Origin of the sequence: Massilia sp. H6, from assembly GCF_024802625.1 — a bacterium.
In the GTDB taxonomy this organism is placed as follows: Bacteria; Pseudomonadota; Gammaproteobacteria; order Burkholderiales; family Burkholderiaceae_D; genus Telluria.
Genome location: NZ_CP103371.1, coordinates 3,252,729 through 3,279,348, shown reverse-complemented (window position 1 = coordinate 3,279,348; position 26,620 = coordinate 3,252,729). Strand labels below are relative to the sequence as shown.

The 26,620-nt window shown below is 65.1% G+C and carries 25 protein-coding genes; 14 read left to right on the top strand and 11 right to left on the bottom strand.

The features are described 5' to 3' along the window. Positions 1-147: 147 nt before the first annotated feature. From NRS07_RS14725 to bamC, 8 genes are all read left to right on the top strand, one after another. Positions 148-1,041: an alpha/beta fold hydrolase gene (locus NRS07_RS14725; protein ID WP_259208205.1), complete on the top strand. Its 894-nt coding sequence runs from the start codon at positions 148-150 to the stop codon at positions 1,039-1,041. Positions 1,042-1,114: 73 nt separating this feature from the next. After that, positions 1,115-1,945 carry a 3',5'-nucleoside bisphosphate phosphatase gene (locus NRS07_RS14720; protein WP_259208203.1) on the top strand — a complete coding sequence of 277 codons (831 nt, stop codon included), beginning with the start codon at positions 1,115-1,117 and terminating at the stop codon, positions 1,943-1,945. An 89-nt stretch (positions 1,946-2,034) separates the two neighbouring features. Then, positions 2,035-2,922 (top strand): protease HtpX, encoded by an 888-nt coding sequence (htpX, locus tag NRS07_RS14715; RefSeq protein ID WP_259208202.1) that lies wholly within the window; start codon positions 2,035-2,037, stop codon positions 2,920-2,922. A 13-nt stretch (positions 2,923-2,935) separates the two neighbouring features. After that, positions 2,936-3,559, top strand: a complete 624-nt coding sequence (locus NRS07_RS14710; protein WP_259208199.1) for an L-threonylcarbamoyladenylate synthase — start codon at positions 2,936-2,938, stop codon at positions 3,557-3,559. A gap of 49 nt (positions 3,560-3,608) precedes the next feature. After that, positions 3,609-4,262, top strand: coding sequence for a site-2 protease family protein (locus tag NRS07_RS14705; protein WP_259208196.1), 654 nt, complete (start codon positions 3,609-3,611; stop codon positions 4,260-4,262). Further along, complete coding sequence (locus NRS07_RS14700; protein WP_259208194.1) at positions 4,259-4,840, top strand: bifunctional 2-polyprenyl-6-hydroxyphenol methylase/3-demethylubiquinol 3-O-methyltransferase UbiG; 582 nt, start codon at positions 4,259-4,261, stop codon at positions 4,838-4,840. The genes NRS07_RS14705 and NRS07_RS14700 overlap by 4 nt, the downstream gene beginning before the upstream one ends. A gap of 64 nt (positions 4,841-4,904) precedes the next feature. Beyond that, the gene (gene dapA, locus NRS07_RS14695; RefSeq protein WP_259208193.1) at positions 4,905-5,786 is read left to right on the top strand and encodes a 4-hydroxy-tetrahydrodipicolinate synthase; all 882 of its coding nucleotides are present in this window, start codon (positions 4,905-4,907) and stop codon (positions 5,784-5,786) included. A gap of 42 nt (positions 5,787-5,828) precedes the next feature. Next, positions 5,829-7,013: an outer membrane protein assembly factor BamC gene (gene bamC / locus NRS07_RS14690; protein ID WP_259208189.1), complete on the top strand. Its 1,185-nt coding sequence runs from the start codon at positions 5,829-5,831 to the stop codon at positions 7,011-7,013. Between the two features lie 126 nt (positions 7,014-7,139). Here the strand turns inward: bamC and NRS07_RS14685 are convergent, their stop codons facing one another. From NRS07_RS14685 to NRS07_RS14675, 3 genes are all read right to left on the bottom strand, one after another. Next, positions 7,140-7,406 (bottom strand): hypothetical protein, encoded by a 267-nt coding sequence (locus NRS07_RS14685; protein ID WP_259208185.1) that lies wholly within the window; start codon positions 7,404-7,406, stop codon positions 7,140-7,142. Positions 7,407-7,673: 267 nt separating this feature from the next. Then, complete coding sequence (locus NRS07_RS14680; protein ID WP_259208183.1) at positions 7,674-8,153, bottom strand: hypothetical protein; 480 nt, start codon at positions 8,151-8,153, stop codon at positions 7,674-7,676. A gap of 40 nt (positions 8,154-8,193) precedes the next feature. Continuing rightward, positions 8,194-9,315 carry a cupin domain-containing protein gene (locus tag NRS07_RS14675; protein WP_259208181.1) on the bottom strand — a complete coding sequence of 374 codons (1,122 nt, stop codon included), beginning with the start codon at positions 9,313-9,315 and terminating at the stop codon, positions 8,194-8,196. A 78-nt stretch (positions 9,316-9,393) separates the two neighbouring features. Between NRS07_RS14675 and NRS07_RS14670 the strand changes: the two genes are divergently transcribed. Then, entirely contained in the window at positions 9,394-9,930 is a 537-nt protein-coding gene (locus tag NRS07_RS14670; protein WP_259208179.1) for a peptidylprolyl isomerase, read from the top strand. 79 nt (positions 9,931-10,009) lie between these two features. Here NRS07_RS14670 and NRS07_RS14665 read toward each other — a convergent pair whose 3' ends face one another. Together NRS07_RS14665 and mutS are read right to left on the bottom strand one after the other, a co-directional pair. Further along, positions 10,010-10,987, bottom strand: a complete 978-nt coding sequence (locus NRS07_RS14665) for a hypothetical protein (RefSeq protein WP_259208177.1) — start codon at positions 10,985-10,987, stop codon at positions 10,010-10,012. Positions 10,988-10,992: 5 nt separating this feature from the next. Next, positions 10,993-13,698 (bottom strand): DNA mismatch repair protein MutS, encoded by a 2,706-nt coding sequence (mutS, locus tag NRS07_RS14660; RefSeq protein WP_259208176.1) that lies wholly within the window; start codon positions 13,696-13,698, stop codon positions 10,993-10,995. 177 nt (positions 13,699-13,875) lie between these two features. Here mutS and NRS07_RS14655 point away from each other — a divergent pair, with 177 nt between their 5' ends. Continuing rightward, positions 13,876-14,259 (top strand): hypothetical protein, encoded by a 384-nt coding sequence (locus NRS07_RS14655; RefSeq protein ID WP_259208175.1) that lies wholly within the window; start codon positions 13,876-13,878, stop codon positions 14,257-14,259. A gap of 152 nt (positions 14,260-14,411) precedes the next feature. Here NRS07_RS14655 and NRS07_RS14650 read toward each other — a convergent pair whose 3' ends face one another. The 6 genes from NRS07_RS14650 to cphA (NRS07_RS14625) form a co-directional block, all read right to left on the bottom strand. Further along, positions 14,412-14,906, bottom strand: coding sequence for a type VI secretion system amidase effector protein Tae4 (locus NRS07_RS14650; protein ID WP_259208174.1), 495 nt, complete (start codon positions 14,904-14,906; stop codon positions 14,412-14,414). After that, positions 14,903-15,325, bottom strand: a complete 423-nt coding sequence (locus tag NRS07_RS14645; protein ID WP_259208172.1) for a Rap1a/Tai family immunity protein — start codon at positions 15,323-15,325, stop codon at positions 14,903-14,905. The genes NRS07_RS14650 and NRS07_RS14645 overlap by 4 nt, the downstream gene beginning before the upstream one ends. Next, complete coding sequence (locus NRS07_RS14640; RefSeq protein ID WP_259208171.1) at positions 15,325-15,816, bottom strand: type VI secretion system tube protein Hcp; 492 nt, start codon at positions 15,814-15,816, stop codon at positions 15,325-15,327. The genes NRS07_RS14645 and NRS07_RS14640 overlap by 1 nt, the downstream gene beginning before the upstream one ends. 142 nt (positions 15,817-15,958) lie before the next feature. After that, a complete protein-coding gene (locus NRS07_RS14635) occupies positions 15,959-16,783 on the bottom strand; it encodes a MaoC/PaaZ C-terminal domain-containing protein (protein WP_259208169.1) in 825 nt (274 codons plus the stop codon). A 29-nt stretch (positions 16,784-16,812) separates the two neighbouring features. Further along, complete coding sequence (gene cphA, locus NRS07_RS14630; RefSeq protein ID WP_259208167.1) at positions 16,813-19,383, bottom strand: cyanophycin synthetase; 2,571 nt, start codon at positions 19,381-19,383, stop codon at positions 16,813-16,815. A gap of 48 nt (positions 19,384-19,431) precedes the next feature. Beyond that, on the bottom strand, positions 19,432-21,609 hold the full coding sequence (gene cphA / locus NRS07_RS14625) for a cyanophycin synthetase (RefSeq protein ID WP_259208165.1): 2,178 nt from the start codon (positions 21,607-21,609) through the stop codon (positions 19,432-19,434). Positions 21,610-21,932: 323 nt separating this feature from the next. Between cphA (NRS07_RS14625) and NRS07_RS14620 the strand changes: the two genes are divergently transcribed. From NRS07_RS14620 to NRS07_RS14605, 4 genes are all read left to right on the top strand, one after another. Further along, on the top strand, positions 21,933-24,203 hold the full coding sequence (locus NRS07_RS14620) for an ABC transporter ATP-binding protein (protein ID WP_259213259.1): 2,271 nt from the start codon (positions 21,933-21,935) through the stop codon (positions 24,201-24,203). Between the two features lie 15 nt (positions 24,204-24,218). Next, positions 24,219-24,698, top strand: a complete 480-nt coding sequence (locus NRS07_RS14615; protein ID WP_259208163.1) for a DUF1854 domain-containing protein — start codon at positions 24,219-24,221, stop codon at positions 24,696-24,698. Positions 24,699-24,805: 107 nt separating this feature from the next. Next, the gene (locus tag NRS07_RS14610; RefSeq protein WP_259208161.1) at positions 24,806-25,342 is read left to right on the top strand and encodes a pyridoxamine 5'-phosphate oxidase family protein; all 537 of its coding nucleotides are present in this window, start codon (positions 24,806-24,808) and stop codon (positions 25,340-25,342) included. 1 nt (position 25,343) lies between these two features. After that, positions 25,344-26,609, top strand: a complete 1,266-nt coding sequence (locus NRS07_RS14605; RefSeq protein ID WP_259208159.1) for a glycosyltransferase — start codon at positions 25,344-25,346, stop codon at positions 26,607-26,609. Positions 26,610-26,620: the final 11 nt, after the last annotated feature.

Genomic DNA, 26,620 nt, shown 5'->3' with positions numbered 1-26,620 from the left:
GTGCTCGCGCAAGATTGTTGTGCCGCTATTGTAAACCCTGCGCCCGCGATCGTCCGGTCGATGCGAGATGAGGGCCGCCTGCCGAAAATCAAGCACAACGGTATAATGCGAACGGTCGTACTTTTTTATGCGTTCTTGCGAGGCTCCATGCAATCTTCCCGTTCTGAATTTCTCACCGTGCGCGGCCTGCGCACCCATGTCCGCCACTGGGGCCGCGAAGGCGCACCGAAGATCTTCATGCAGCACGGCTGGATGGACGTCGCCGCCTCGTTCCAGTTCGTGGTCGATTGCCTGCAGGGCGACTGGCACGTGATCGCCTTCGACTGGCGTGGTTTCGGCCTGAGCGAGCGCTCGCACGCCGACACCTATTGGTTCCCCGACTACCTGGCCGACCTCGAAGCGGTGCTCGATCATTACGCTCCGGGTGAGGCGGTCAACCTGGTGGGCCACAGCATGGGCGGGAATATCGCCAGCCTGTATGCGGGCGTGCGCCCGCAGCGCATCGCCAAGCTGGTCAACCTGGAAGGCTTCGGCCTGCCCGACACCCGAGCGTCGCAGGCGCCGCGCCGGTTCGCCAAGTGGCTCGACGAATTGCGCGACAAGCCCGAGATGCGCGGCTACGCCAGCCTGGACGAGGTCGCCGCGCGGCTGCGCAAGACCAATCCGCGCCTGGGCCAGGAGCGCGCGGACTTTCTGGCCGGGCACTGGGCGGCGCTCGACGCCGATGGTCAGTGGCGCATCCTGGGCGACCCGGCGCACAAGATGACCGGGCCGTTGCTGTACCACGCCGAAGAAGTGCTGGCCTGCTGGACCGAGATCGCCGCACCGGTGCTGTGGGTCGAGGCCGAGCACACCGACATGTGGCGCTGGATGGGGCCGAAAGAGCAGGCCCGCGCCGAAATCGACCGCCGCCGCGCCCACCTGTCGCGAGTGACCGCGCGCATGATGCCGGAGGCGGGGCATATGCTGCACCACGACCAGCCAGAGATGCTGGCGGCGATGATCGAAGCGTTTCTGGCAGGGGACGAGGTGCCGGGCTGATCGCGGGAGTAAAGCGCAGGCGGCCGTTGGCGCGTACAATCATCGCCTTCACCGCCATTGCTACAGCCGTGCCATGAAAGTCGATCTCCACTGCCATTCCAATGTTTCCGACGGCGTGCTCGCACCTGCCGCGGTGGCCGCCTATGCCCGCAGAAGCGGGGTCGACATGTGGGCGCTGACCGATCACGACGAGGTGAGCGGCATCCAGGCCGCGCGCCAGAGTGCCGAAGAACTCGGGATGCGCTTCGTGTCCGGGGTCGAGATCTCGGTCACCTGGGCGGGCGAGACGGTGCACATCGTCGGCTTGCACATCGACGAAAACAACCCCGCACTGGTTGCCGGCCTGGCCGCCACCCGCAGTGGCCGCCAGGCGCGGGCGCGCGACATCGCCGCCCTGCTCGAGCAAGCCGGCATTCCGGGCGCCTACGAGGGCGCGCTCAACTACGTGGCCAACCCGGACCTGGTCTCGCGCACCCATTTCGCGCGCTACCTGGTCGAGCTCGGGGTGTGCGGCTCTACCTCCGAGGTGTTCCGTAAATTTCTCACCGAGGGCAAGCCCGGCTACGTGCCGCACCGCTGGGCCACGCTGGCGCAGGCGGTCGGCTGGATCCGCGGCGCCGGCGGCATTGCCGTGATCGCCCACCCGGGCCGCTATAAATTCAGCGCGACCGCCGAAGGCGCCCTGTTCGACGAGTTCAGCCAGCTCGGCGGCAAGGCCATCGAGGTGGTGACCGGCAGCCACACGCCGGACCAGTATGCTACCTATGCCGAGATGGCGCGGCGCTACGGCTTTCTGGCCTCGCGCGGGACCGACTTCCATGCGCCCGGCGAGGCCCGCGTCGAGTTTGCCGAATTGCCGTCGCTGCCGGCGGGCTTGACGCCCGTGTGGCACGATTGGAAATGACAGGCTGGCCACGGCAGAGCACTTGAATTTCACCGTGTGCAGCCCAATCTTGGCATCCTGATATCATCCAGTTGTCCGGAGGCGCACTCATGAAACGCATTGTCCTGTTCCTTGCTACCAACCTGGCCGTGGTGCTGGTGGTGTCGCTTGTCCTGAACCTGCTCGGGGTGGGGCGCGCCGTCACCGGGCAGGGGATCGATATCCCGTCGCTGGCCCTGTTCTCGCTGGTGGTCGGCTTTACCGGCTCGTTCATCTCGCTCTTGCTGAGCAAACCGATGGCCAAATGGTCGACCGGTGCACGCGTGATCGAGCAGCCAGGCAACAGCACCGAGCAGTGGCTGCTCGCCACCGTCGCCAAGCTGTCCGCGCGGGCCGGCATCGAGACGCCCGAAGTGGCCGTGTACGACGGCGAGCCGAACGCGTTTGCCACGGGCGCCTTCAAGAATTCGGCGCTGGTGGCGGTTTCCACCGGCCTATTGGCCAGCATGAACCAGGACGAGGTCGAAGCCGTGCTCGGCCACGAAGTGGCGCATATCGCGAACGGCGACATGATCACGCTGACCCTGATCCAGGGCGTGGTTAATACCTTTGTGGTGTTCCTGGCGCGCGTGGTCGGCTTTTTTGTCGACAAGGTCTTGCTGCGCAACGAAGGCCGCGGCCCCGGCATCGGCTACATGGCGACCGTGTTCGTGTGCGAGATCCTGTTCGGCATCGTGGCCTCGATCATCGTCGCCTGGTTTTCGCGCAAGCGCGAATTTCGCGCCGACGCCGGCGCCGCGACCCTGATGGGCACTTCGGTGCCGATGCAGCGCGCGCTGGCCCGCCTCGGCGGCCTGGCACCCGGCGCACTGCCTGCGTCGATGTCCGCTTCCGGAATTTCCGGCAGCGGCGGCGGCTGGGGCGCGCTGTTCTCGACCCATCCGCCCATGGAGCAGCGCATCGCCGCGCTCCAGGCCCTGCGCCAGGCGTCCATTTAACAAGAAGGCTCCGATGGCCCAATTTTTCCAGATCCACCCCGACAATCCGCAGCTGCGCCTGATCAAGCAGGCCGCACAGATCATTGGCAGCGGCGGCATCGTCGCCGTGCCGACCGACTCGGCCTATGCGCTGGTCTGCCGCCTCGACGACAAGAGCGCGGTCGACAAGCTGCGCCGCATTCGCGGGGTCGACGACAAGCACCACCTCACGCTGCTGGTGCACGACCTGTCGGCGGTGGCGCATTTCGCGCGCGTCGACAACGCCCAGTACCGGCTGCTCAAGGCCACCATGCCGGGGCCGTACACGGTGATCCTGGAGGCCACGCGCGAAGTGCCGCGCCGCCTGTCGCATCCGTCGCGCAAGACTATTGGCCTGCGCGTGCCGCAAAACCCCATCATGCTGGCCCTGCTCGAAGAACTGGGCGAGCCGCTGATCGGCACCACCTTGCAACTGCCGGGCGACGAGCACATGCTGTCCGATCCCGACGAGGTGCGCGAGCGCCTCGACAAGCTGGTCGAACTGGTAATCGACGGCGGCGCCGGCACGCTCGAAGCGACCACCGTCATCGACCTGACCGGCGACGCACCGGTGCTGGTGCGCCAAGGCCGGGGCGACCCGGCCGCCTTTGGCTTATAAGCCCCTTAACACCGGGCGGGCGGGCTGCTGCCTCTGGTAGAATCCCACCATGGATGACCTGATTCGTAATATCGCTGTCTACGCGCTGCCCGTTCTTTTTGCGATCACCCTGCACGAAGCCGCCCACGCCTATGTTGCCCGTTATTTTGGCGATAACACCGCTTACGCCGCGGGACGCATGACCCTCAATCCGCTGGTGCACGTCGACATCGTCGGCACCATCGTGATTCCGATTGCGCTCTACCTGACCACCGGTTTCGTGTTCGGTTATGCCAAGCCGGTGCCGGTCGACTTTGCGCGCCTGCGCAATCCGAAACGCGACATGGCCTGGGTGGCGCTGGCCGGCCCCGGCGCAAATTTCATCATGGCCCTGATGTGGCTGATCTTCGCGGTGGTGCTGGTGGCCTTCGGGGTCGGCGAGGAATTCCCGCACAAGGTAGCGCAGGCCGGCCTGATCGTGAACCTGCTGCTGTTCGCCTTCAACCTGCTGCCGATTCCGCCACTGGACGGTGGCCGCGTGTTGACCAGCATGCTGCCGACCCGCCTGGCCTACCAGTTCGCGCGCATCGAGCCCTATGGTTTCTTCATCGTGCTGGCGCTGCTGTTCTTTAACCTGTTGTCGTTCTGGGTTGGCCCGGTGATGATGTTCGGCCGCATGCTGCTGCAGCTGATCGCTTCGCCGCTGACCCTGCTGCTGTCGTGAATCAGGCGCCGACGCTGCCGGTCTCGCCCTGGGTCGCGCGTTTCGCGCCCCTGGTAACAGGCGGCGAAGTGCTCGACCTGGCCTGCGGGTCGGGGCGCCACGCGCGATTGTTCGCCGACCGCGCCCTGTCGGTAGTGGCGCTCGACCGCAACGCCGACCAGTTGGCCGAGCTGGCGCAGCTGGCAGGTCCGAGGGTCGCGACGCTGCAGCACGACCTCGAGCGCGAAGGCGCCGTCTGGCCCTTCGCAGCCGGCCGCTTTGCCGCCATTGTCGTGACCAATTACCTGCACCGTCCGCTGTTCGCGCAGCTGGTGCGCAGCCTGCGGCCGGACGGCATCCTGATCTACGAAACCTTCGCCCAAGGCAACGAGGTCTACGGCAAGCCCTCGAATCCGGACTTCTTGCTGGCACCCGCCGAACTGCTGGCGCTGGCAGCAAGCGGCGGCCTGCAGGTACTGGCCTACGAAGATGGCCATGTCGAGCATCCGCAGCCGGCCCAGGTACAGCGCCTGTGCGCGGCCGGCCCCGGCTTCGCCAGACACCAGGCCAGGCTCGACCATAATCTGGCGGCGAAATGAACCAATTTGGCGGGCGATCCGCTACAATCAGATTTTTATTTACTTAGTGGCACGGTCAACGCATATGATTAAGGGCAGCATCGTAGCAATCGTCACCCCGATGTTCGAGGACGGCAGTCTCGACCGCGACTCCCTGCGCCAGTTGCTCGACTGGCATATCGAGCAGGGCACCGATGGCATTGTCATCGTCGGCACCACCGGCGAGTCGGCCACCGTTTCCCCCGAAGAGCATGGCGAGCTGATCAAACTGGCGGTCGAGCATGTCGCCGGCCGCATTCCGGTCATTGCCGGCGCCGGCGGCAATTCGACGGTCGAGGCCATCGCCCTGACGCGCCACGCGAAAGCGGTCGGCGCCGATGCGACCCTGCAGGTGGTTCCTTATTACAACCGTCCAACCCAGGAAGGCATGTACCGCCACTTCAAGGCCATCGCCGAAGCGGTAGACCTGCCGGTCATCCTGTACAACGTGCCGGGCCGCACCGTGGCCGACATGAGCAACGAGACCGTCGCGCGCCTGGCGCCGATCGACAACATCATCGGCATCAAGGACGCCACCGGCAACGTCGGGCGCGGCATCGAGCTGCTGCGCATGGTGGACAAGTCGTTTGCCGTGTATTCGGGCGACGATCCGACCGCGATGGCGCTGATGTTCTGCGGCGCGGCCGGCAATATCTCGGTCACCGCCAACGTGGCCCCGCGCGCGATGCACGAACTGTGCGCCGCGGCCATGGCCGGCGACATTGCGCGCGCCGTCGAGATCAACAACCGCGTCCTCGAGCTGCATGCCAAGCTGTTCGTCGAGCCCAATCCGGTCCCGGTCAAGTGGGCACTGGCCGAGATGGGCAAGATGCCATCCGGCCTGCGCCTGCCGCTGGTGCCGCTGTCGGAGCCGCTTCACGCTACCGTACGCACCGCGCTGGCCCAGGCGGGCCTTCTCCCCACCTGATCCCGCAAGGGTTCCGGTTTCCAGCAACTGACATCGAACGACATGACTATTCGCACCAAGAAGAACTCCAATCCGGCACACCTGGTTTGCGCGCCTGCCGCGGTACGCGTGCTGACGCTTTCCGCGTTGGCCCTGAGCCTGGCTGCCTGCACCACCATCTTCGAGTCGGACAAGGTCGACTACCGCGGCGCCAAGAAAGCCGCCGCGCTGGAAGTGCCGCCGGACCTGACCGCACTGCAGCGCGACAACCGCTACGCTGTCCCTGACGGCAAGGGCGTCGCCACCGCGTCGGGCTTCCAGCAGCAGCAGCAGCGCGGCGCCGCCGCGATGGGCATGGCGCCCGTGGCCGGTTCGATGAGCACCATCGGCCCGGTCTCGACCGACGCCGTCAGCATCCAGCGCAACGGCGACCAGCGCTGGCTGGTGGTCAAGCAGACTCCTGAACAGCTGTGGCCGCAACTGCGCCAGTTCTGGGAAAACCAGGGTTTCGCCATCGAAACCGAGTCGACCACCACCGGCATCATGGAAACCAGCTGGGTCGAGAACCGCTCGAAGATCCCGCAGGATTTCATTCGCAACGCGCTGGGCAAGGTCTTTGACCGCGCCTATTCGACCGGCGAGCGCGACAAGTTCCGCACCCGCCTCGAGCGCCTGCCGGACGGCTCGACCGAGATCTATGTCAGCCACCGCGGCGCCGAAGAAGTGCTCAACGGCGCGCAGCGCGAGACCACCGTCTGGACCACCCGTGCCAACGACCCGGGCCTGGAAGCGCAATTCCTGGGCCGCATGGTGGCGCAATTAACCGGCGTCAAGGAAACCAAGGCTGCCGAAACCATGGTTGCCAATGCCCCAGTCGCCACCTTGCACGCCAAGCTGGTGGGTAACGCCGTCGAGCTCGACGAGGGCTTCGACCGTGCCTGGCGCCGCGTCGGCCTGGCGCTGGACCGCGTCGGCTTCACGGTCGAAGACCGCGACCGCGTGCAGGGCGTCTACTTTGTGCGCTATGTCGATCCGGACGCAGCCAATAAAGAAGGCTTCTTCAAGAAACTGTTCACCTTCGGCAGCTCAGAAGACAAGGCCAAGGAAGCCCAGCGCTACCGCGTGCTGGTCAAGGGCGAGCAGGGCGCCTCGACCACCCAGGTGACCGTGCAGACCAACGACGGCAAGGCCGATACCGGCCCGACCGGCGCCAAGATCCTGAACCTGCTGGCAGACGAGCTGAAGTAATTCGCTTGCGCTGACGGCGCATCGACAAACCGGCCTGCGGGCCGGTTTTTTTATCTGCACGCGATAAACCACGAGGCGTAAAAAAACCGGCCCGAAGGCCGGTTCTTTAACATCAGATAAATCTGATTACTTGGTAGCGGTTTCAGCAGCTTGCGAAGCAGCGTCCGAAGCGACGGCAGCAGCGTCAGCAGCGTTCGAAGCAGCAGCCGAAGCGGCAGCAGCAGCGTCAGCAGCAACAGCAGCGTCGGTAGCGACTGGCGCGACGACGGTGGTGTCGGTGGTAGCAGCAGGCGCTTCAACGACTGCTGGAGCGACTGGAGCAGCTTCTTCTTTCTTGCTGCAAGCAGCCAGAGCGACAGCCATCAGGGAAACGATCAGCAGGGATTTTTTCATGATTTTCCTTAATATTTCAAAAGTAAGTACTGCTTGTTTGAATAATAATTACCGGTAATTATTTCTCAGCGGAATTCTCGTGCTTTCATTGAAAGCAAGACTGCCTATTTGGCAACGGAACCTTCCTGACCGGATATTATAGCGAAATTTACTGAATCGCAATAGATAACACATGCTCTTGTGAAAGTATTTGCGCTTCAATTACGCGATCTTGTTACAAGTTACAAGCGGCAAGCCGAGTGACGACCGATAACATGCCTATAACGGCTACAGTCCGGTTTTGGTTGACTGCAATGTGAGAAAAGAATCATCCCAGATGGCATCGAAGCGCTGGCGCGGCACCTCGACCGCGCCGGGCGAATCGAAGGCGGCCTCACCGCGCAGGTGGTCGCTATGAAAGCGCCGCACCACGTGCCGATTGTCTGCAATGCAGAACGAATCGGTCAGATGATGCAGCGCTTGCGGCGTTGCCCGGCATTCGGCGCGGTGACTGAAATCGCGCAGCAGCCGCAGAAAGCGCGGATAGTGGCGTTCGACATGCGCGGGCGAATGCAGCGCCAGGCGCAGAACCCCGCCACGCGCGAAAAACGTCCGCAAGGCCGCGTCGACCTCGCTCGTGCCCAGCGCAAAGACGGCGAAGTCCGGATCGAACAGGTCGAGCCGGGTGTGCGCCGCGGCCAGGCAAGCCTGCCACTGCAGCGCCAACTCGGCGCGGGTGTCGAAACGCAGCGAGCGTGCTTCTTGCATGGCTTCTCCGGTAGGGCGTAATTGCGCGCGATGCGCTCGATTATGCCAGTTCGATCCAGCCGTCCTGGTACCAGGTGTACAGCGCTTCGAGCACGTCGTCGGTAGCCTGGCCCAGCAGGGCGCCTTCGAGCCGGCGCTCGTTGGCCAGCGCATCGAGTACCGCCTTGTCGGCGCGGCCGACGGCGAACGATTCGCCATTGATAAAGACGTTCTTGCCGCGGTAGAGCATCAAGGTCTTGCTCGACAGTTTCAAGCCCTTCTTGCCGGCCTGTTCCATGAAGCGGCCGACCACCAGCGGCTTGGCCGGCGCGGTGAAGAACACATTGTGCTTCGGCTCGGACAGGTATTCGCCCAGGAAGATCGCCACGTCTTCTTCGTCCCAGCGCACTTTGTTGAGCTCTTCGGTAATAGTCGAGAGCATCTCGCGCGGGATCTCTGCCGGGTTTTTGGCCGGCTGCAGGTCCGGGTCGGCATAGCGGCCCGGCAGGTCGATCGAGTCGGCCATGAATTGCAGGAAGGCTTCGCCGATTTCCTGGTAGCCCGGCGCGCGGAAACCGATCGAATAGGTCATGCACTCGCCCTCGGCGACGCCGTCGTGCGCATAGTGCGGAGGCAGGTAGAGCATGTCGCCCGGCTCAAGCACGAATTCTTCTTCAGATGCAAAATTGGCCAGGATCTTGAGCGGCAGGCCTTCGACCAGTTCCAGGTCTTGCTGCGCGCTGATGCGCCAGCGGCGCTTGCCGTGCGCCTGCAGCAAGAACACGTCATACGAATCGAAATGCGGGCCCACGCCAGCGCCATCGGTCGCAAAGCTGATCATCAGGTCGTCGAGGCGGGCGTCCGCGATGAAACGGAACTGGCGCAGCAGGGCGTCGGCACCTGGGTCGTACAGGTTGGCGCCCTGGACCAGCATGGTCCATTCGCGCTCGCTGCGCGCCGGCAGTTCGGCCAGGGGGCCATGCTGCATGTCCCACTGGCCGTCGCGCCGGGTAACCAGGCGCGACTCGACATGATTTTCGCGTGCCAGCCCGGCCAGTTTGTCGAAACTGAGCAGCGGTTTAAAGCCGGGAATCGCCTGGCGGATCAGCAGCGGCTTCTTTTGCCAGTAATCGCGCAGGAACTGGGCGGGAGTGATATTCCCAAGGAGCGGTAATTTTTTCATGCGCCATTATACCCAGCCGGACCGGGGCCACGCCCGGGCAAGGGGTATAATCTGGACCTCACAACGAAAGGAATCGCGATGAAGATTGCCAAGAATACTGTCGTGACGGTCAACTACAAACTGTCGGACGCCCAGAACAACCTGATCGAAGAAGGTTCCCAGCCTATGGTCTATCTGCACGGTGGCTACGAGAACACGCTGCCGAAGATCGAAGAAGAACTCGACGGCAAGGAAACGGGCTATTCGTCGACGCTCCAGGTCGAGCCAGAAGATGCGTTTGGCGACTACGATCCTGCGATGGTGAAGGTCGAAGACCGCAAGCTCCTGCCCGAGCCGCTTGAAGTAGGCATGCAGTTCGAAGGCGTGGCCGATGGCGAAGACGATGAGCCGACCATCTTCACCGTGACCGACATTGCCGACGATAAGGTGGTACTGGACGGCAACCACCCGCTGGCCGGCATGGCCCTGCGCTTCGAACTCGACGTGGTCGACGTGCGCGCAGCCTCCGACGAAGAAATCGCCCACGGCCACGTGCACGGCGCCCATGGCCACCACCATGAAGAACTCGACGACAGCGAAGCTGGCGACCATTTCCGTAGTCAGCCGCTGCAGTAATTAGTTTACGGCGGCGCCGACCATCGGGTTCCGGCCAAGGCGGGAACCCGTTCTACTGCGTCGAGCGCCGGCGCCGCCCTCAGCGCAGCGCCTCACCTAGTCCGAACACGTTCTTCCCCGAATCCTTCACCAGCACCTCCACCGCGTGCGCCCCGACCGACAGGTGGCCGATATTGCCATGCCATTCGATTGCCGGCTCCGCATCCTTGGGTAGCGCGGCGCTGTCGACGACCAGTACCTGCCCCTTGAACTTGGCCGATTGCATCTGTACCTGCCGCCGCGTATTGGCAAAACCGTCGTGTCCCGACGGCGCGCGCCGCAGCAGGGCGCGCAGGCCATTGGCTGGTTGCAGCAGCGGCAGCATGTTCCCTTCCGAGAACAGCACCACCGCATTGACCTTGTCCTGCTTGGCGATTGCGAACAGGCGGTTGAGCCAGAAGCGGTTGGCCACCGCGCGGTCTTCGTATTCGCTGTTGCGGCCTGCCGCCGGGAGGTAGTGGTTGTTGGCCGCGGGCAGGTTGATGGTGGCGTACAGCACGTTTCCGACGCGCCAGTGCGCGTTCTCGGCATAGCTGCGAAAGCGTGGGCTGCTCGATAGGCGCGTCAGCGGCAGCTTTTCCCTGCCAAGCGTTTCCGGCTCGCCGTAGAACAGTTCGCGCAAGCGGTTCAGGCGCTCGATGGCATTGGTGCGGCCGGCCGAATTGCGGCAACCGGTCCAGTCGCTTCCGGCAATCGACACGATCACCGGAAGCCGTGCCTTGTCGAGCAGCTTGCGCCGCTTCTCGTACACGCGGTCGCCGCAGGCTTGCGCCGCGCCCTTGACGCCGGTGACGACCATGAAGGCCAGCTTCTTGTCCCTGGCCTCGGCCAGCACCGCCCTGGGCTCGATTTCGCCGTTCTCGGCCGCGCTGTACCCGGCCACGCCGAAATGGTGCCCGTGCCCGTCCCGGTTGTTTTCTTTGGCCTCTTGCTCGCTTTTCTTGTCGCGCGCGCTGGCGCCGGGCGCCGCGGCCAGCGCGCCTGCGAGCAGCAGCGCCACCAGGAAGGGCCGGCGCATGCCCATCAGGCGGCGAGCCGTTTGAGCTCGTAGAGCCGCTCGAGCGCTTCGCGCGGGGTGAGCGCGTCCGGGTCGATCGCGGCCAGCGCCGCCTGCAGCGCCTGGTGCAGTTCGTCGTCCGGCGCGGCTTGAAGGCTGGCATCCGGCGCCGCATCGGCGTCGTCGTGCGCCGCGTCGCTGTCCATGGTGTTCGTGGCGAACAGGTCGCGCTGCGGCGTCGCGTCGAGCGCCTGCGATTCCAGGCGCGCCAGGTGCTTGCGCGCGGCGCGGATCACCGCTGGCGGCACGCCGGCCAGCTGCGCCACCTGCAGGCCGTAGCTCTGCGATGCCGGCCCGTCCTGCACCGCATGCAGGAACACGATGTTGTCCTTGTGCTCGACCGCCGACAGGTGCACGTTCACCGCGCTTGGGTGCGCCTCGGGCAGCTGGGTCAATTCGAAATAGTGGGTCGCGAACAGCGTGAAGCTGCGGCTGCTGTCGATCAGGTGGCGCGCGATCGCCCAGGCCAGCGCCAGGCCGTCGAAGGTCGAAGTGCCGCGCCCGACTTCGTCCATCAGCACCAGCGAATTTTCGGTGGCGCCATTGAGAATCGCAGCCGATTCGGTCATCTCGACCATGAAGGTCGAACGGCCGTTGGCCAGGTCGTCGCTGGCGCCGATGCGGGTGAAGATGCGGTCGATCGGCCCGATCGTGGCCCGCGTGGCCGGCACGTAGCTGCCGACATAGGCCAGCAGCGTGATCAAGGCCACCTGGCGCATGAAGGTCGATTTACCGCCCATGTTCGGACCGGTGATCAGGAGCAGGCGACGGTCGTTCGACAAACGGCAGTCGTTGGCGATAAAGCGCTCGATCTGGTTTTCCACCACCGGATGGCGGCCTTCGACGATCGTCAAGCAAGGCTCGTCGACGAGCTGGGGTGCGCACCAGTTGTTGCGCACCGCGTGGCTGGTCAGCGCCACCAGGGTATCGAGCTGCGCCAGGCCGCTCGCGATCGACTGCAGGCAGCCGATGAAGGGCGCCAGGTCCCCCAGGAGCTGCTCGTAGAGCATCTTCTCGCGCGCCAGCGCGCGGTCTTGCGCCGACAGGGCCTTGTCTTCGAAGGCCTTGAGCTCGGGCGTAATGTAGCGCTCGGCGTTCTTGAGCGTCTGGCGGCGGCGGTAGTCGTCTGGCACCTTGTCGGTCTGGCCGTTGGTAACTTCGATATAGAAGCCGTGCACCCGGTTGTATTCGACGCGCAGGTTGCTGATGCCGGTGCGGGCGCGCTCGCGCGTTTCCAGGTCGACCAAGAACTGGCCGGCGTTCTCGGACAGCGCACGCAGTTCGTCGAGTTCGGCGTCGAAGCCGCGCGCGAACACGCCGCCGTCGCGCACCATCGTGCTCGGCTCTTCCATCACCGCGCGCACCAAGAGGTCGACGCAGGCTTCCGGGGTGGCGAGCAGCGCGTGGATCTCGCCCAGCAGGGTGGTAGCGCCGGGGATGAAGCAGCGCGCCACCTGTTCGCGCAGCGCCGGCAGGGTGGCGAGGCCATCGCGCAGGCAGGACAAGTCGCGCGGACGCGCCGACAAGAGGGCGATGCGCGTAGTGATGCGCTCGATGTCGGGCACCTTGGACAGCGTGCCCGAGAGCGTCGCAGTGGCATCGGCTTGGGCCAGCGCTTCGATCGCCTGGTGGCGTGCGCGTGCCACGTCCTGGCTGCGCTTGGCATGGTGCAGCCAGTGGCGCAGCAGGCGCGAGCCCATCGCGGTGCGGCAGCCGTCCAGCAAGGAAAACAGCGTCGGCGCTTCCTGGCCGCGGATGGTCTCGGTCAGTTCCAGGTTGCGGCGTGTGGCAGCGTCCAGGCCGATGGTGTCGTTTTCGAGTTCGCAGGCCAGGCTGTTGACGTGCTGTAGGCCGCGCCCCTGGGTCGACTGCGCATAGCGCAGCAGTGCGCCGGCTGCACCAAACGCCGCGCCCAGGCCGTCGGCGCCAAAGCCGGTGAGGGTGGCCACGTTCAGCTGGTCGAGCAGCGACTGGTGGCCCTTGAGCACGTCGAAATGCCATTCCGGCAGGCGCTGGGTATGCGCCACCGGCTCCGATTCGAACATGTCGGCGCCGCCGTTGCCACAATCTGCACGCAGGATCTCGGCCGGCGCGATGCGTTCGAGTTCGTGCAGCAGGCGCGCCTGGACCACGCGCGCCTCGCCCGAGAATTCCATCAGGCGCAGGTTGCCGCTGGCCAGCGACAGCCAGGCCAGGCCAACCGTGACGGTCTTGCGCTGGCTGTGCATGCACAGCGCCAGCAGGGGACGGTCGGATTTTTCCGGCAGCAGGTCGCTGTCGGTCAGGGTGCCCGGGGTGACCACCCGCACCACCTTGCGCTCGACCGGGCCCTTGGCCAGCGCCGGGTCGCCGATCTGCTCGCAGATCGCACACGATTCGCCCAGCTTGACCAGCTTGGCCAGATAGCCGTCGAGCGAGTGGAAGGGCACGCCCGCCATCTTGATCGGCGCGCCGTTCATGGAGCCGCGCGCAGTGAGCGTGATGCCGAGCACGCGCGAAGCCTTTTCGGCGTCGTCGAGGAACAGCTCGTAGAAATCGCCCATGCGGTAGAACACCAGCATGGTCGGATAATCGGCTTTGATGCGCATGTATTGCTGCATCATGGGGGTGAGCTTTTCCGCGCTGCTGTTCTTGATGGCGGCGGCGTTGATTTCAGCTGGTGCGGTGGTCATTTCTTTGATGGTCGAGCGGGAAGGCGCGCAAAGCCGGGGGGTGTCATTCTACCGCGATCGGGTGGCAAGCTGTGAAAGGTCGAGCTCTAGCGGTGTTCGCGCCGGCAGGCTCTACAATATCCAACCCGCTGTCATCCCCAGGGCGGCAAGCGAACAAACCAGTGAAGGAATATGCCATTGAATACTACAAAACATCCCGCCAGGGCCAAGCAAAAAGTCGATCCGGAGTATCTGAAGGCATTTGAACAGATCAGGCTGAAAAACAACTACCCGACCGGCAAGCAGAGCATCCTGCGCTCTGGCATGCTCGTGTTGCTGGCCCTGTTGGTCAGCCTGGCCTATTTCCAGTTTGCCGATTTCGGCGCGCTGCCAGGCAATGTGACGCTCGACGAAGTTGCCAGCCTGCGGCTTCGGCTGGGATTGTTTGGAGGCGCGGTGCTGGCGATGCCCTTGACTTCAGCGTATGCGGCCTGGTTGTGGGTGCGCCACCGCAGGCTCCTGCGCGAGACCGAGGCGGAGATGAGGAAGCGCGCTGCCGCAGAGCCCTGCAACAAACAATAGGCCAGCTCCCGCGTCGGAGGTGCATGGCGTGTTTCACTCCGCGCCGGTATCGATCAACGGAGATGATTGCATCGAGTGCTGTCGTCACGAAAACATAGCAAATTGCACGCAAGAAGATGGTTGCGAAGTGGGCACGATGACCGATGCAAACGCTAGGTCATCGGCCAGAACCATACCTCGCGTGACAGCCAATAGCAGCCGGTCGCGGTCCCATCGATCTCATTTCCACACCGCAGATACCGGCCCCAGCGATCCCTCGACACAATAGCAATGTGCCCCTGCGGGTCGCTGCCACCGTAGATGCTGAAGAACGAAATAATCCCGCGTCGGTCGCCGATACCTCGTTCGGCGTCTTCTCCGCCTTTGAACTTTTCTGGTGTTCCGATTTGACGTATCAGCCAGGCGCTCAGCTTTTTTTGCCTGGTTTCGATGCAGCGACCCTTGTACTTACCGGCCTTGATGGGCCAGTTCCCCGGGTTTGGATATCCCGCGCCGAGAAGAGAAAGACTCATGCGAATCGCACAGGTATTGTAGAAGTTCGGGTTGTTGATATTTTCTGGGTATCCGATCCACTGATACAGTTCCTCCCGCGCGACATTGTCGGTATCTGGGAAGTGCATCCTTAGATTGGCAAACGGACCTTTCATTGTGTCCTCCGCTGGCTGGAAGGGCATGGCCACTTTGTCCGCCAAGCCTGGATGATCAGGTCCGCGGCGTTGAGCTTGAGCTGGGCGTCGGACATCCGCTGCAGCGCGTGACGTGCGTCAGCCTCCAGCTCATGGGGGAGGGGCTTGTGTTTCGTGCTCCAACACCATTCCTTGCCTTCGGTTGCATCGTGCACTGCCTGAATATATCCCCGGGCGAACTCGCCGTTCAACATATCCAGGTATTCGGCTGCGATCGCGCGCGTGCGAAATGGGCCGTCGGACGACCAGCTAATGGTGGCTGGGTCGACGTTCCCGAAAAGCTTGACCAGGCGCGTGCCGCTCATCCAGGGCGCGACGGTCGACGACTGCGCGAGGGCTGGTGTTGCGAGCACCAAGCCGAGTAGGATCAGCGCGCGCATTATGTCGCCCTGTTGGTCGCCAAGTTCCACCCGCCGGCGGTGTTGCCGCTACTGCCGCCGCCGATCTTTTGCCTTGTATACTTCCAGCGCACTTTTGAAAATTTCAGGCCCAAGCTCTCGCTTGGAAAGCCACCACCGCTGAAGCTGGGCGCGATGTGTGCGATGAGTACATTCTCCAGTTCGACTTCGTAAGATTTGACTGGGGCGCCGTTACCGTCCGCGCGCATCATTTCCAGCTTAGCGATCGGTAGCGTCTTGCCGGTTGCACAGAGCTGCGCGAGGATCGGTGAAGCCAGGTCGACCAACTTGCTGAGGCTGATTTCGCTGAGCTCAGCGCGCTCGGCGGTGTGGCCGCCAGCGGTCGATGCAGTTGCACTTTTAGGCTGGGTAATCGACCAATGCACCGAGGTGCACTCGATCCATTCCAGGTGCGTAGAATCGGCTGACTCACCCTTGATACCGTCCAGCTGGAGATAGAAGTCGACTGCCATGGTGCTCTCCTCGATAAAAGAGGCCATTGTCGAATTGTTGAGTTCAACAAAACTTGGCTGTCGTCAACGATGTTTGGGCATTAGATCAAGTATGTGGACGCGAGCGCGCCATCTGCCATTCCCCGCACCTACAGCGCCGGCATCACGCCAGCGCGCAATTCCCCGTCACCGCCGGCTGGCCCCCGGCCTCCACCACGAATGCGCCCGCTTCCATCTGCGCGCGCAAGCTCACGCTGCTGCCCAGCGCGATCGGCGCGCGGAAGCGGCAGCTGATGGACGTCGCGTGGCGGCCGGAATGCTGTTCCAGCGCGGCGCAGCTGGCAGCCAGCGTGTGCATGCCGTGGATGATCGGGGTGCGCATGCCCATCAGGCGGGCGCTCCAGCCGGTCAGGTGGATCGGGTTCCAGTCGCCGGACAGGCGCGCGTAGCGGCGGCCGGCCGCGGCGTCGAGGGTCCATTGCGCGACGATCTCGCCGGATGATGCCGCAGCGTCGTGCGCCGGCTTTGCGCCGGAGCGCGCGCCGCGCCGGATCAGGTAGGTGCTGGTGCAGTTGAAGACAGGGGCGCCGCCGGCGCTGCCGGTGGTCTCCAGCGTGCAGCGCAGGGCGCCGCTGCTCGAGGGCGGCAGCAGGCGCAGCACGGTCTTCACGATGATGGCCTGGCCGGGTTCGGCGCGGCCATGTTCGCTCAGCGCGTTGTCCATGTGGACCACGCCGACGATCTTGAACGGAAAGCGCGGCTCCAGCATGGTGGCCAGGTGCGCACGCTGCGCGAGCAGATACCACCAGGTGACGGGCACATGCCCTTGCGCGAAACCGAAGGCGGCGCGGTAACGGGCAATGTCGTCGAGCGGCAGCCCATCGAGCCGGTATTCGGTGACCAGGTCCGGCATCGCCTCCTGGCTATCTTGCTGCGCACGCTGCTTTGGAAACTTCAGCAGCGCGCGCAGCAGGAAAGGCAGGTTCATTGCTGGCAAAGCCGGCGTGACCGAAGGTCTCATCTTTCTGCGACGCGGCGTGTGATATGCGCCAGCGCTTCGTCCACCTGGTCGATCAGGATCAGGCACAGGTCGCCCGCATCGAGGCGCGCCATGGCCCGGTCGATGGCGACGAACTCGCCGTTGATTTCCTCGACATGGCTGGTACGGGTGGCGCCATCCAGGCCCCGGCGCAAGAGCGCGACCACTTCGCCGTCGGGGCGGCCACGCTGGCACTGGTCCTGGTAGAGCAGCACGTCGTCAAACGCGCGGCCAAGGATTTCGGTCTGCTGGCTGATGTCCTGGTCGCGGCGGTCGCCAGCGCCGCTGATCACCACCGAGCGGCGTTTCGCCGGCATCGCCTCGACCGCGTTGACCAATGCGGCAATCGCGTCCGGATTGTGGCCGTAGTCGGCGATGATGGTGGCGCCGCGGTAGTCGAACACGTTAAAGCGTCCGGGCGCGTTGTCGCTCTCGCCGACAAACGTGCGCAGGCCGACCCGGATGGCGTCCCAGTCGATGCCCACCGCCCAGGCGGCGCCTACCGAGGCCAGCACATTCTCGACCTGGAAGCCGACCGCCCCGCCGCGGGTGATCGGCACCTCGGCCAGCGGCACGCGGTGCTCGAGCTTGCCCTGCGCCGCCACCAGCTGGCCGTCTTCGACGAACACGACGCGCCGGCCCAGGGCGCGGTGCATCAGCATCAAAGGGTGGCCGGCGTCGAGCGCGAAGAAGGTCACGTCGCCGTGGGTCTTCTCGGCCATTGCCGCTACCACCGGATCGGCGGCGTTGAGCACGGCCATGCCGCCCACCGCCACGTTCTGGACGATCACGCGCTTGAGCACCGCCAGGTCTTCGAGGGTGGTGATGTAGTTCAGTCCCAGGTGGTCGCCGGCGCCGATATTGGTGACCACCGCCACCTGGCAACGGTCGAAAGCCAGGCCTTCGCGCAGCAGGCCGCCGCGTGCGGTCTCGAATACAGCGGCGTCGACATCCGGATGCAGCAGCACGTTGCGCGCGCTGCGCGGGCCCGAGCAGTCGCCGCTGTCGATGCGGCGGCCTTCGATGTAGACACCGTCGGTATTGGTCATGCCGGTGCGCAGGCCCGATGCGGTAAGCAGGTGGGCGATCAGGCGCACCGTGGTGGTCTTGCCGTTGGTGCCGGTCACGGCCACCACTGGAATGCGGCCGTCGTCGCCGTCTTCGAACAGGGTCGAGACGATCGCTTCGCCGATCGGACGGCTCTTGCCGAATGAGGGCGACAGGTGCATGCGCAGGCCTGGCGCGGCATTGACTTCGACGATGCCGCCGTTCTGTTCTTCGATGGGTTTCAAGACACTGTCGCACACCAGGTCGACCCCGCAGATGTCCAGGCCGACCATATGGGCGGCAGCGATGCAGCGCTCGGCTACTTCGGGATGCACGTCGTCGGTGACGTCGGTGGCGGTGCCGCCGGTGGACAGGTTGGCGTTATTGCGCAGCACCACGCGCTGGCCCTGTGCCGGTGTCGAGTCGGCATGCATGCCGCTGGCGGCCAGCGTTGCCAGGGCGATGTCGTCGAAGCGGATCTTGGTCAGCGAAGTGGAGTGGCCTTCGCCGCGGCGCGGGTCGCGATTGACCTCGTCGACCAGTTCGCGCACGGTATGCACGCCGTCGCCGACCACGAAGGGCGGATCGCGCCGGGCGGCGGCCACCAGCTTGTCGCCGATCACCAGCAAGCGGTAGTCGTGGCCGGGCAGGTAGCGCTCGACCAGGATATCGTCGCGGAACTCGGCGGCGGTGTGAAAGCCCGCGGTTAATTGCTCGCGGGTGGTGACGTTGACGGTCACACCCTTGCCCTGGTTGCCGTCCTTCGGCTTGATCACGACCGGCAGGCCAATCTCCTGGGCGGCAAGCCAGGCATCGTCGGGGTCGCTCACGCTGCGGCCCTGCGGCACCGGCACGCCGGCGGCATCTAGCAGCTTCTTGGTCAGCTCCTTGTCCTGGGCAATGGTCTCGGCGATGGCGCCGGTAGCGTCGATCTCGGCGGCCTGGATGCGGCGCTGGCGACTGCCCCAGCCGAACATGACCAGGCTGCCCCGGGTCAGGCGGCGAAACGGAATATTGCGGGCAATGGCGGCCTGTACGATCGCGCCGGTGGATGGACCCAGGCGCACGTCTTCGTCGACCTCGCGCAGGCGCGCCAGCGCGGCGTCGATGTCGAAAGCCGTATCGTTGCGGGCTGCAAGGCACAACTGCTGCGCCATCTCGATGGCCAGGCGGCCGACGGCTTCTTCGCTGTACTCGACCACCACCTGGTAGATGCCGGTTTCCAGCGTCGCGGTCGTGCGGCTGAAGGTGACCGGGCAGCCGGCTTCTTCTTGCAGCACCAGAGTGACCCGCTCGAGCACTTGGGCCATCGACACGGTGTCGTCATGGCCGGTCGGCTGCAGGTGGCCCAATTGCGGAAAGCGCGTGTGCAGGCGCGCTTCAAAGCCGGGCAGGGTGCCGACCGATTCTTCTTCTGGGGTGCAGGCGACGATCGCCTCCACCGAGGTGTGGTGGCTCCAGAGGTTGGGACCACGCAGGGCCCGTACGCGAGATACTTCCATAAACCGTCAATCCTTTTGGGCGCGGCACGCGGCCGCGCCATGCTTGTATTAGTGATGCGTCTTTTTTGGGGTCGGGTCGAACGAGCGCAGGCCGCCGCAGATCAGGTCGGGCGCCACGCCCAGCGCCCATGCCGCCGCGACTGCCGCCAGCACGCTCTCCGGATGCTTGACCGTGGCCGGCGGAATCTTCGACAGCTCGAGCAGCACCGTTTCTTCGTCGAAGCCTTCGGCAAGCACGATGCTGTTATCGCGCACAAATACCACGCGCTCGCCCTCGGCGCGGTGGTTGGCCACGACCGCGTTGTTTTCGTCGAGCGCGTAGAAAATCACGCGGCCGTCGGACAGGCCAGCCAGCGCCGCCACCTCGTCGATTGCGGCGTTGAGCACCGCCGTACCCTGCGGCAGGATGACATCGACCTGGCTGCGAATGACGTTCGCCAGCGCGTCCTGGTCGCGGATATGGAATTCGGCCAGGCCGGACAGGCCTTCCATGTCGGTGACGATGCCTACCGTGCAGCGGTCGTAGGGCAGGCCTTCGAGCAGGATCGAGCGCGCGTTCGACTCGAACACCGCGGTCTGCACGGTGCGGTTGATCAGGATGCGCTGGCCGGCATCGAAGCCGGTCGCGTCGTTCGCGCTGACCCGGCGCGCGTCGAGGTACAGGCCTTCGCCATTGGCCACGCCCACGTGCTTGCCGCTGATGTGCACCAGGGAGCCAACCAGGCGTGCGATCAGGCTGGCGCCGAGCGTGCCGGTGACGCCGACCACCGGAATACGGCCGGTCTCTTGCTCAGCGAACAGGTGGTCGACGATGGCCTGGCCGACATTGCGCGGCTGGCCGCTGGCCGGCTTGATGTGGGCCAGCAATCCCGGGCTGGAATTGACTTCGATGATCGCGCCGCGGGTGTCGGCCAGCGGGCGGCTGATATCGCTCGTTACCAGGTCGATGCCGGCGATGTCCAGGCCGACGATGCGGGCGGCCAGTGCTGCGGCCTGCGCCACCGACGGGTGCATCTGGTCGGTGACGTCGTCGGCGACGTTACCGTTTACCTGGATCAGCACCTTTTGTCCGGCCAGCGGCACCGACTGCGGGCTCAAACCCTGGCGCTTCAGGTCCAGCATGATTTCGTCGTCGTGCGGCGTGACGCGCCCTAGCGGGTGCTCTTCGCTGTCGCCGCGGCGCGGGTCGGTATTGATCTGGCTGTCGCACAGCGCGATGACGTTCGATTCGCCGTCGCCGGTGACCCACAGCGACTCGCCGCGCGCGGCGGCGACCACCGTGCGCCCGACCACCAGGAGGCGGTGTTCGTTGCCCGGAATGAAGCGCTCGACCAGCACGGCGCGGCTGCCGCCGGCCTCGGCGGCGATTGCATAGGCGGCGGCGACGTCGGCCTGGCTCGCCAGGTTGAGCGTCACGCCGCGCCCGTGGTTGCCGTCGACCGGTTTGAGCACGACCGGCAGGCCGATATCCTGGGCTTGTTCCCAGGCCTGTTCGGCGCTGCGAACCAGAGCGCCTTCGGGCACCGGCACGCCGCACGAGGACAGCAGGGTCTTGGTCAGGTCCTTGTCGCTGGCGATGCCTTCGCCAATGGCGCTGGTGCGGTCGGTTTCGGCGGTCCAGATGCGGCGCTGGGCGGCGCCGTGGCCGAGTTGAACCAGGTTGCCATCGGTCAGGCGCAGCGACGGAATGCCGCGCTCAGTGGCGCCATCGACGATGTGCGCGGTCGACGGGCCGAGGCAGTAACGGTCGACCAATCCGGTCAGATGCGCGACCGTGGCTGGCATGTCGAAGGGGGTGTCGTTGATGGCCGCCATGAGCAGGGCGTGGCCGGCGTCGAGCGCGGCGCGGCCGACCACCGGGTCGCGGGTACGGAAGGCCATCTTGTAGACGCCATGCTCGCCGGTCGAGCGGGTCTTGCCAAAGCCGGTCTGCATGCCGGCCCGGTTCTGCAGTTCCAGCACCACGTGCTCGAGGATATGGCCGGCCCAGGTTCCTTCGCGCAGGCGCTCGACGAAGCCGCCGTGGTAGCCAAGGCCGCAATGGTGGGCCGCCAGGCCCGGCAGCCATGCCAGCAGGCGGTCGGTAAAGCCGGGTAGGGTATGCGAGGGATACTCTTCGAGTTCACCGATATCGAGCCAGGCTTCGATGACTGGCCGATAGGTCCAGATGTTCGGGCCGCGCAAGTGGTTCACACGGAGGAACTTGATGTCGTTCTTCTTATTCATGAAAAAATGTCTTTTACTGGCCGCAACTGCTCGCACGCCGCGCGCCTTTACCTGGGTTTGCCTGCCTCTCGCTACAGTACCGAAAGCCGGTATTACGTAGCGCACATCATGTATACTGCCGGCCCGAAGCTTACCGTGCCGCAACTCTTTCTGCCAGTTTGTTCCACTGTGTCATCCAAAGGAAGCGCAGAAACGTTATGTCCGTTTAAGCGGTACGCGGACATGTCGACAGCCTGGAACGTTGCCGGGCCGGTCGTGCTGCACATCCCCCAGAATCCACTGCCCCATGCCGGGCGCACTACATGACAACTCAACAACTTGGTATGCCGTCGTCCGCGGCGGTGTCCGCTACAGCGACGGCTGCCAGCGTGTTGCCAGAACATTGGCAGAATGACGTTGCGAAACAGCTTGCACCAGGGGAAAACGTTTTGAACAGCGTCGAGGTTGACCTCGACGCGAAATTACGTTTCACGAAAGGCCTGGTAGTGGTGACCAACCGCCGCTTGCTGGCGCGCGCGCCGGGCGAAACCAGCTGGCGCGACTGGGCCTGGCGTGCGGGGCTGCAGCTGCGTCACCACGACCATGCCGGAGTCGGCCACCTCGAGCTGGTCGATGCCGAGGGCTTGCTGGCGGCCTGGCGTTTCACGCTGGGACAGAACCTGCATGCGATGCGCGTGGCCGATGCGTTTGCCGACCAGCTGGCCGGCCACCTGTCTGGCGTGCCGGTCTCGGCGCCGGACCAGCATGCCTGCCCGAGCTGCAAGGCGCCGCTCGAGGCCGACGACGCCGAGTGCGCGGTGTGCGCCAAGGTGCTGCACACCCCGCCCTCGACCTGGACCTTGTTCCGCCTGTGGCGCTTCGCCCGGCCCTACAAGGGCCAGCTGCTGATCGGCTTCCTGCTGATGCTCGGCTCGACGGCGGCGCACATGATTCCGCCTTACCTGACCAAGCCGCTAATGGACAACGTCCTGATTCCCTACCAGAATGGCCAGTCGATCGACGTGACCCTGGTCTACCTGTATATGGCGGGATTGTTCGGCGCCTCGGTGCTGGCCTGGGCGCTCGGCTGGGGCAAGACCTATGTGCTGGCGCTGGCGTCCGAGCGCATCAGCGCCGACCTGCGCTCGACCACTTATGAACACCTGCTGCGCCTGTCGCTCGAATTTTTCGGCGGCAAGCGCACGGGCGACCTGATGTCGCGCATCGGCAGCGGTTCCGACCGGATCAGCGTGTTTTTGTCGCTGCACCTGCTGGACTTTTTGTCGGACGTCCTCCTGATCATCATGACCGGGGTGATCCTGTTCAGCATGGACCCCTGGCTGGCGCTGGTCACCCTGGTGCCGCTGCCTTTCATCGCCTGGATGATTCACGTGGTGCGCGACCGGCTGCGCACCGGCTTCGAGAAGATCGACCGGGTCTGGGGCGAAGTCACCAACGTGCTGGCCGATACCATTCCGGGCATCCGCGTGGTCAAGGCCTTTGCCCAGGAAAAGCGCGAGGCGACGCGTTTTCGCGAAGCCAACCGCCATAACCTGGTGGTCAACGACAAGTTGAACAAGGTCTGGTCGCTGTTCTCGCCGACCGTCTCGCTGCTGACCGAACTGGGTCTGCTGGTGATCTGGATCTTCGGCATCTGGCAGGTATCGCAGGGCGATATCACGGTTGGCACACTGACCGCCTTCATCGCCTACAGCGGGCGGTTCTACGTCAAGCTCGATTCGATGAGCCGCATCGTCTCGGTGACCCAGAAATCGGCATCGGCGGCCAAGCGCATCTTCGACATCCTCGACCACGTCTCGAGCGTACCCGACCCGGTCAACCCGGTCACGGTGGCGAAAGTGGCGGGCAACATCGAGCTGCGCGAAGTTGGTTTTCGCTACGGTAACCGGGCCGTCAACCGCGGCATCTCGCTCAAGATCAAGGCTGGCGAGATGGTCGGCCTGGTCGGGCATTCGGGGTCGGGCAAGAGCACGCTGGTGAACCTGATCTGCCGCTTCTACGACGTGGGCGAAGGCGCGATCCTGCTCGATGGCGTCGACATCCGCAGCTTTGCGGTGAGCGACTACCGGCGCCACATCGGCCTGGTGCTGCAGGAGCCTTTCCTGTTCTTCGGCACCATCGCCGAGAATATCGCCTATGGCAAGCCGGGCGCCTCGCGCGAGGAAATCATGGCCTCGGCGCGCGCGGCGCATGCCCACGAATTCATTCTGCGCCTGCCGCAGGGCTACGATTCGATGGTGGGCGAGCGCGGCCAGGGCCTGTCGGGCGGCGAGCGCCAGCGCATCTCGATCGCGCGCGCGCTGCTGATCGACCCGCCGATCCTGATCCTGGACGAAGCGACATCGTCGGTGGACTCGGAAACCGAAAAAGAGATCCAGAAGGCGCTCGACAACCTGGTCAAGGGCCGCACCACGATCGCCATCGCGCACCGCCTGTCGACGCTGCACCGGGCCGACCGCCTGGTGGTGCTCGATCGTGGCGTGGTGGTGGAAGAAGGCAAGCACGACGAACTGATGGCGCGCGAAGGCGCTTATCATCGCCTCTACGAAGCGCAGGCGCGTAACGTCGACCAGGATCCGGACGATGAAGCTTAAGACCAGGAACGCCATATGACCACGATCATTCAACCGAATTTCCAGCTGCGGCGCGACAGCTTCGGCAAGCTGGTGCTCACCACCGCCGAAGGCGAGGAGCACACAGGCGTGATTCCGGTGCGCGCCTTCCCGATCCAGGCGCCCACGCGCGGTATCTCGCTGGTGCGCGATGGCGGCAAAGAAGCGGCCTGGATCGACGACCTGGACACGCTGCCGGAGGCCATCCGCACCCTGGTGCAAGAAGAAATCGACGGCCGCGAATTCATCCCGGAGATCTTGCACATCAAGGAAGTGTCGAGCTTTGCCACGCCCTGCACCTGGTTTGTGAAGACCGACCGCGGCGACACCGAGTTCGTGCTGAAGGTGGACGAAGACATTCGCCGCGTCGGCGACGCCGCGCTGCTGGTGTCGAGCAGTCACGGCATCAACTTCCTGGTGCGCGACATGTTCCATATCGATAGGCACAGCCGCATCATCCTCGACCGCTTCCTGTAGCCGACAAGATGGCGCGATCGGCGCGCACTGTTCGCGCGCTCACATACTGCGGGCGCCGGACCGGGTAGAGTCGCTGCATCGGCTATCCCGGCCAGCAGGAGGATTCCATGGACTCGATCAATCGCAACCAGACCGAAAACAACCGCCTCGACCTGACCGGCAGCGCCGCCGTCGACCGCCTCAAAGAAATGGTGGACGAGGCGAAATCGTGTTTCTTCATCACCCAGGACGGTATTGGCCCAAACCGGGGCGTGCGCCCGATGAGCGTGCGCGAGGTCGACGACGCCGGCCAGCTCTGGTTTCTCAGCGCCAGCGACAGCCACAAGAACGCAGAGCTCGCCGCCAATCCTGCGGTGAAGCTGACCTTCCAGAAAAGCGCCCACGCCGGCTTTCTTGAGCTCGACGGCTATGCCGAGGTGGTCCTTGACCGCGCGCGCATCAAGGCGCTGTGGCATTTCATGCTCAAGACGTGGTTCACCGAAGGCGAAGACGACCCGCGCATCACCGCCATCCGGGTGATGCCGCGCCAGGGCTATTATTGGGACAACAAGCACGGCGATGCCGTGGCCGGCGCCAAGATCGTGGTCGGCGCGGTCCTGGGCAAGACAATGGACGATTCGATCGAAGGCACGCTCAGCTTCTGATATGGCGCCATTGTCCGCGCCGAACCACTTTGTGGTCGTCACGATAGGCTCGGCCGGCGACCTGTTTCCGTTGTTGCGGGTGGCGCTGGCATTGGCGCAGGCCGGACACCGGGTGACCGTGCTGGGCCCGACCCAGCACGCACCCTATGTGGCGCAAGCCGCTCTAACCTTTCACGGCCTGCCGGCAGACGAAGCCGTGCTCGACCATCCCGATCTGTGGCACCCGACGCGCGGCCTGGCCGTGGTCTGGCGCGCGACGCGCCCGGCCATGGCCGAGTTGCCCGGCTTTATTGCCGGCCTGCCGCCAGAGCAGCGCGCGCTGCTGCTGGTGCACCCGCTGGCCTTGCCCGAAGCGGACTTGTGCCGCGCGCTGCGGCCCGGCCTGAAGGTGGCGGCGGCCTATCTCGCGCCCTCGAACCTGCCGACCGTGCACGATCCGCTGATGCTCGGGCCTTACCGGGTGCCGCGCTGGTTGCCACTGCGGGCGCGGCGCTGGCTGTGGCGCCGGCTCGGCGACGCGCTGCTCAATCCGGTGGCGCTGCCCGACGTGAACGCGGCGCGCGCCCGGCATGGGCTGGCACCGGTCACCGACCTGATCGCGCATATCGCCGCGCTGCCCGACCTGTCGCTGACACTGTTTCCGGAATGGTTCGCACCGACCCAGCCGGACTGGCCCCAGCCGCTGGTGCGTGGCGATTTTCCGCTCTACGACCCGGCACCGGAGGCGGCGCTGGCGCCCGCCGTCGCCCGCTTCATTGCGGCGGGCGCGCCGCCAGTGGTGTTCACGCCGGGCACCGGCAACCGCCAGGCGGCGCATTATTTTCGCTGCGCGCTCGAAGCCTCGGCCCGGCTTGGGCTGCGCGCGATCCTGTTGACCCCGCACCGTGCGCAGTTGCCCGAGCACTTGCCTTCGACCGTGCTGTGGCAGGACTACGTGCCGCTGCGCACGCTGCTGCCGCATGTCGCGGTGCTGGTGCACCACGGCGGCATCGGCACGCTGGCCGAAGCCTTGCGGGCGGGGACGCCACAACTGGTGGTGCCACTGGCGCACGACCAGTTCGACAATGCCGCGCGGGTCGAAGCGCTCGGGGTAGGCAGCAGCCTGCACGCGGCGCGCCTGGTGCCGTCACGCCTGGTGGCGGCGCTGCGCCGGGCTGGTAGCCAAGGGATAGCCGCGCGGGCGCGCGAGGTGAGCGCGCGCTTCGGTGGGCCGGACGGCATCGACACGGTGCGCGACCGCCTGCTGGCGCTGGCCAAGCAGGTGTAGCCCACTGTTCG

Coding starts and splice junctions, on each gene's coding strand:
- NRS07_RS14725 (WP_259208205.1), top strand. CDS start 148: ATGCAATCTTCCCGTTCTGAATTTCTCACCGTGCGCGGCCTGCGCACC.
- NRS07_RS14720 (WP_259208203.1), top strand. CDS start 1,115: ATGAAAGTCGATCTCCACTGCCATTCCAATGTTTCCGACGGCGTGCTC.
- htpX (WP_259208202.1), top strand. CDS start 2,035: ATGAAACGCATTGTCCTGTTCCTTGCTACCAACCTGGCCGTGGTGCTG.
- NRS07_RS14710 (WP_259208199.1), top strand. CDS start 2,936: ATGGCCCAATTTTTCCAGATCCACCCCGACAATCCGCAGCTGCGCCTG.
- NRS07_RS14705 (WP_259208196.1), top strand. CDS start 3,609: ATGGATGACCTGATTCGTAATATCGCTGTCTACGCGCTGCCCGTTCTT.
- dapA (WP_259208193.1), top strand. CDS start 4,905: ATGATTAAGGGCAGCATCGTAGCAATCGTCACCCCGATGTTCGAGGAC.
- bamC (WP_259208189.1), top strand. CDS start 5,829: ATGACTATTCGCACCAAGAAGAACTCCAATCCGGCACACCTGGTTTGC.
- NRS07_RS14685 (WP_259208185.1), bottom strand. CDS start 7,406: ATGAAAAAATCCCTGCTGATCGTTTCCCTGATGGCTGTCGCTCTGGCT.
- NRS07_RS14680 (WP_259208183.1), bottom strand. CDS start 8,153: ATGCAAGAAGCACGCTCGCTGCGTTTCGACACCCGCGCCGAGTTGGCG.
- NRS07_RS14675 (WP_259208181.1), bottom strand. CDS start 9,315: ATGAAAAAATTACCGCTCCTTGGGAATATCACTCCCGCCCAGTTCCTG.
- NRS07_RS14670 (WP_259208179.1), top strand. CDS start 9,394: ATGAAGATTGCCAAGAATACTGTCGTGACGGTCAACTACAAACTGTCG.
- NRS07_RS14665 (WP_259208177.1), bottom strand. CDS start 10,987: ATGCGCCGGCCCTTCCTGGTGGCGCTGCTGCTCGCAGGCGCGCTGGCC.
- mutS (WP_259208176.1), bottom strand. CDS start 13,698: ATGACCACCGCACCAGCTGAAATCAACGCCGCCGCCATCAAGAACAGC.
- NRS07_RS14650 (WP_259208174.1), bottom strand. CDS start 14,906: ATGAAAGGTCCGTTTGCCAATCTAAGGATGCACTTCCCAGATACCGAC.
- NRS07_RS14645 (WP_259208172.1), bottom strand. CDS start 15,325: ATGCGCGCGCTGATCCTACTCGGCTTGGTGCTCGCAACACCAGCCCTC.
- NRS07_RS14640 (WP_259208171.1), bottom strand. CDS start 15,816: ATGGCAGTCGACTTCTATCTCCAGCTGGACGGTATCAAGGGTGAGTCA.
- NRS07_RS14635 (WP_259208169.1), bottom strand. CDS start 16,783: ATGAACCTGCCTTTCCTGCTGCGCGCGCTGCTGAAGTTTCCAAAGCAG.
- cphA (WP_259208167.1), bottom strand. CDS start 19,383: ATGGAAGTATCTCGCGTACGGGCCCTGCGTGGTCCCAACCTCTGGAGC.
- cphA (WP_259208165.1), bottom strand. CDS start 21,609: ATGAATAAGAAGAACGACATCAAGTTCCTCCGTGTGAACCACTTGCGC.
- NRS07_RS14620 (WP_259213259.1), top strand. CDS start 21,933: ATGCCGTCGTCCGCGGCGGTGTCCGCTACAGCGACGGCTGCCAGCGTG.
- NRS07_RS14615 (WP_259208163.1), top strand. CDS start 24,219: ATGACCACGATCATTCAACCGAATTTCCAGCTGCGGCGCGACAGCTTC.
- NRS07_RS14610 (WP_259208161.1), top strand. CDS start 24,806: ATGGACTCGATCAATCGCAACCAGACCGAAAACAACCGCCTCGACCTG.
- NRS07_RS14605 (WP_259208159.1), top strand. CDS start 25,344: ATGGCGCCATTGTCCGCGCCGAACCACTTTGTGGTCGTCACGATAGGC.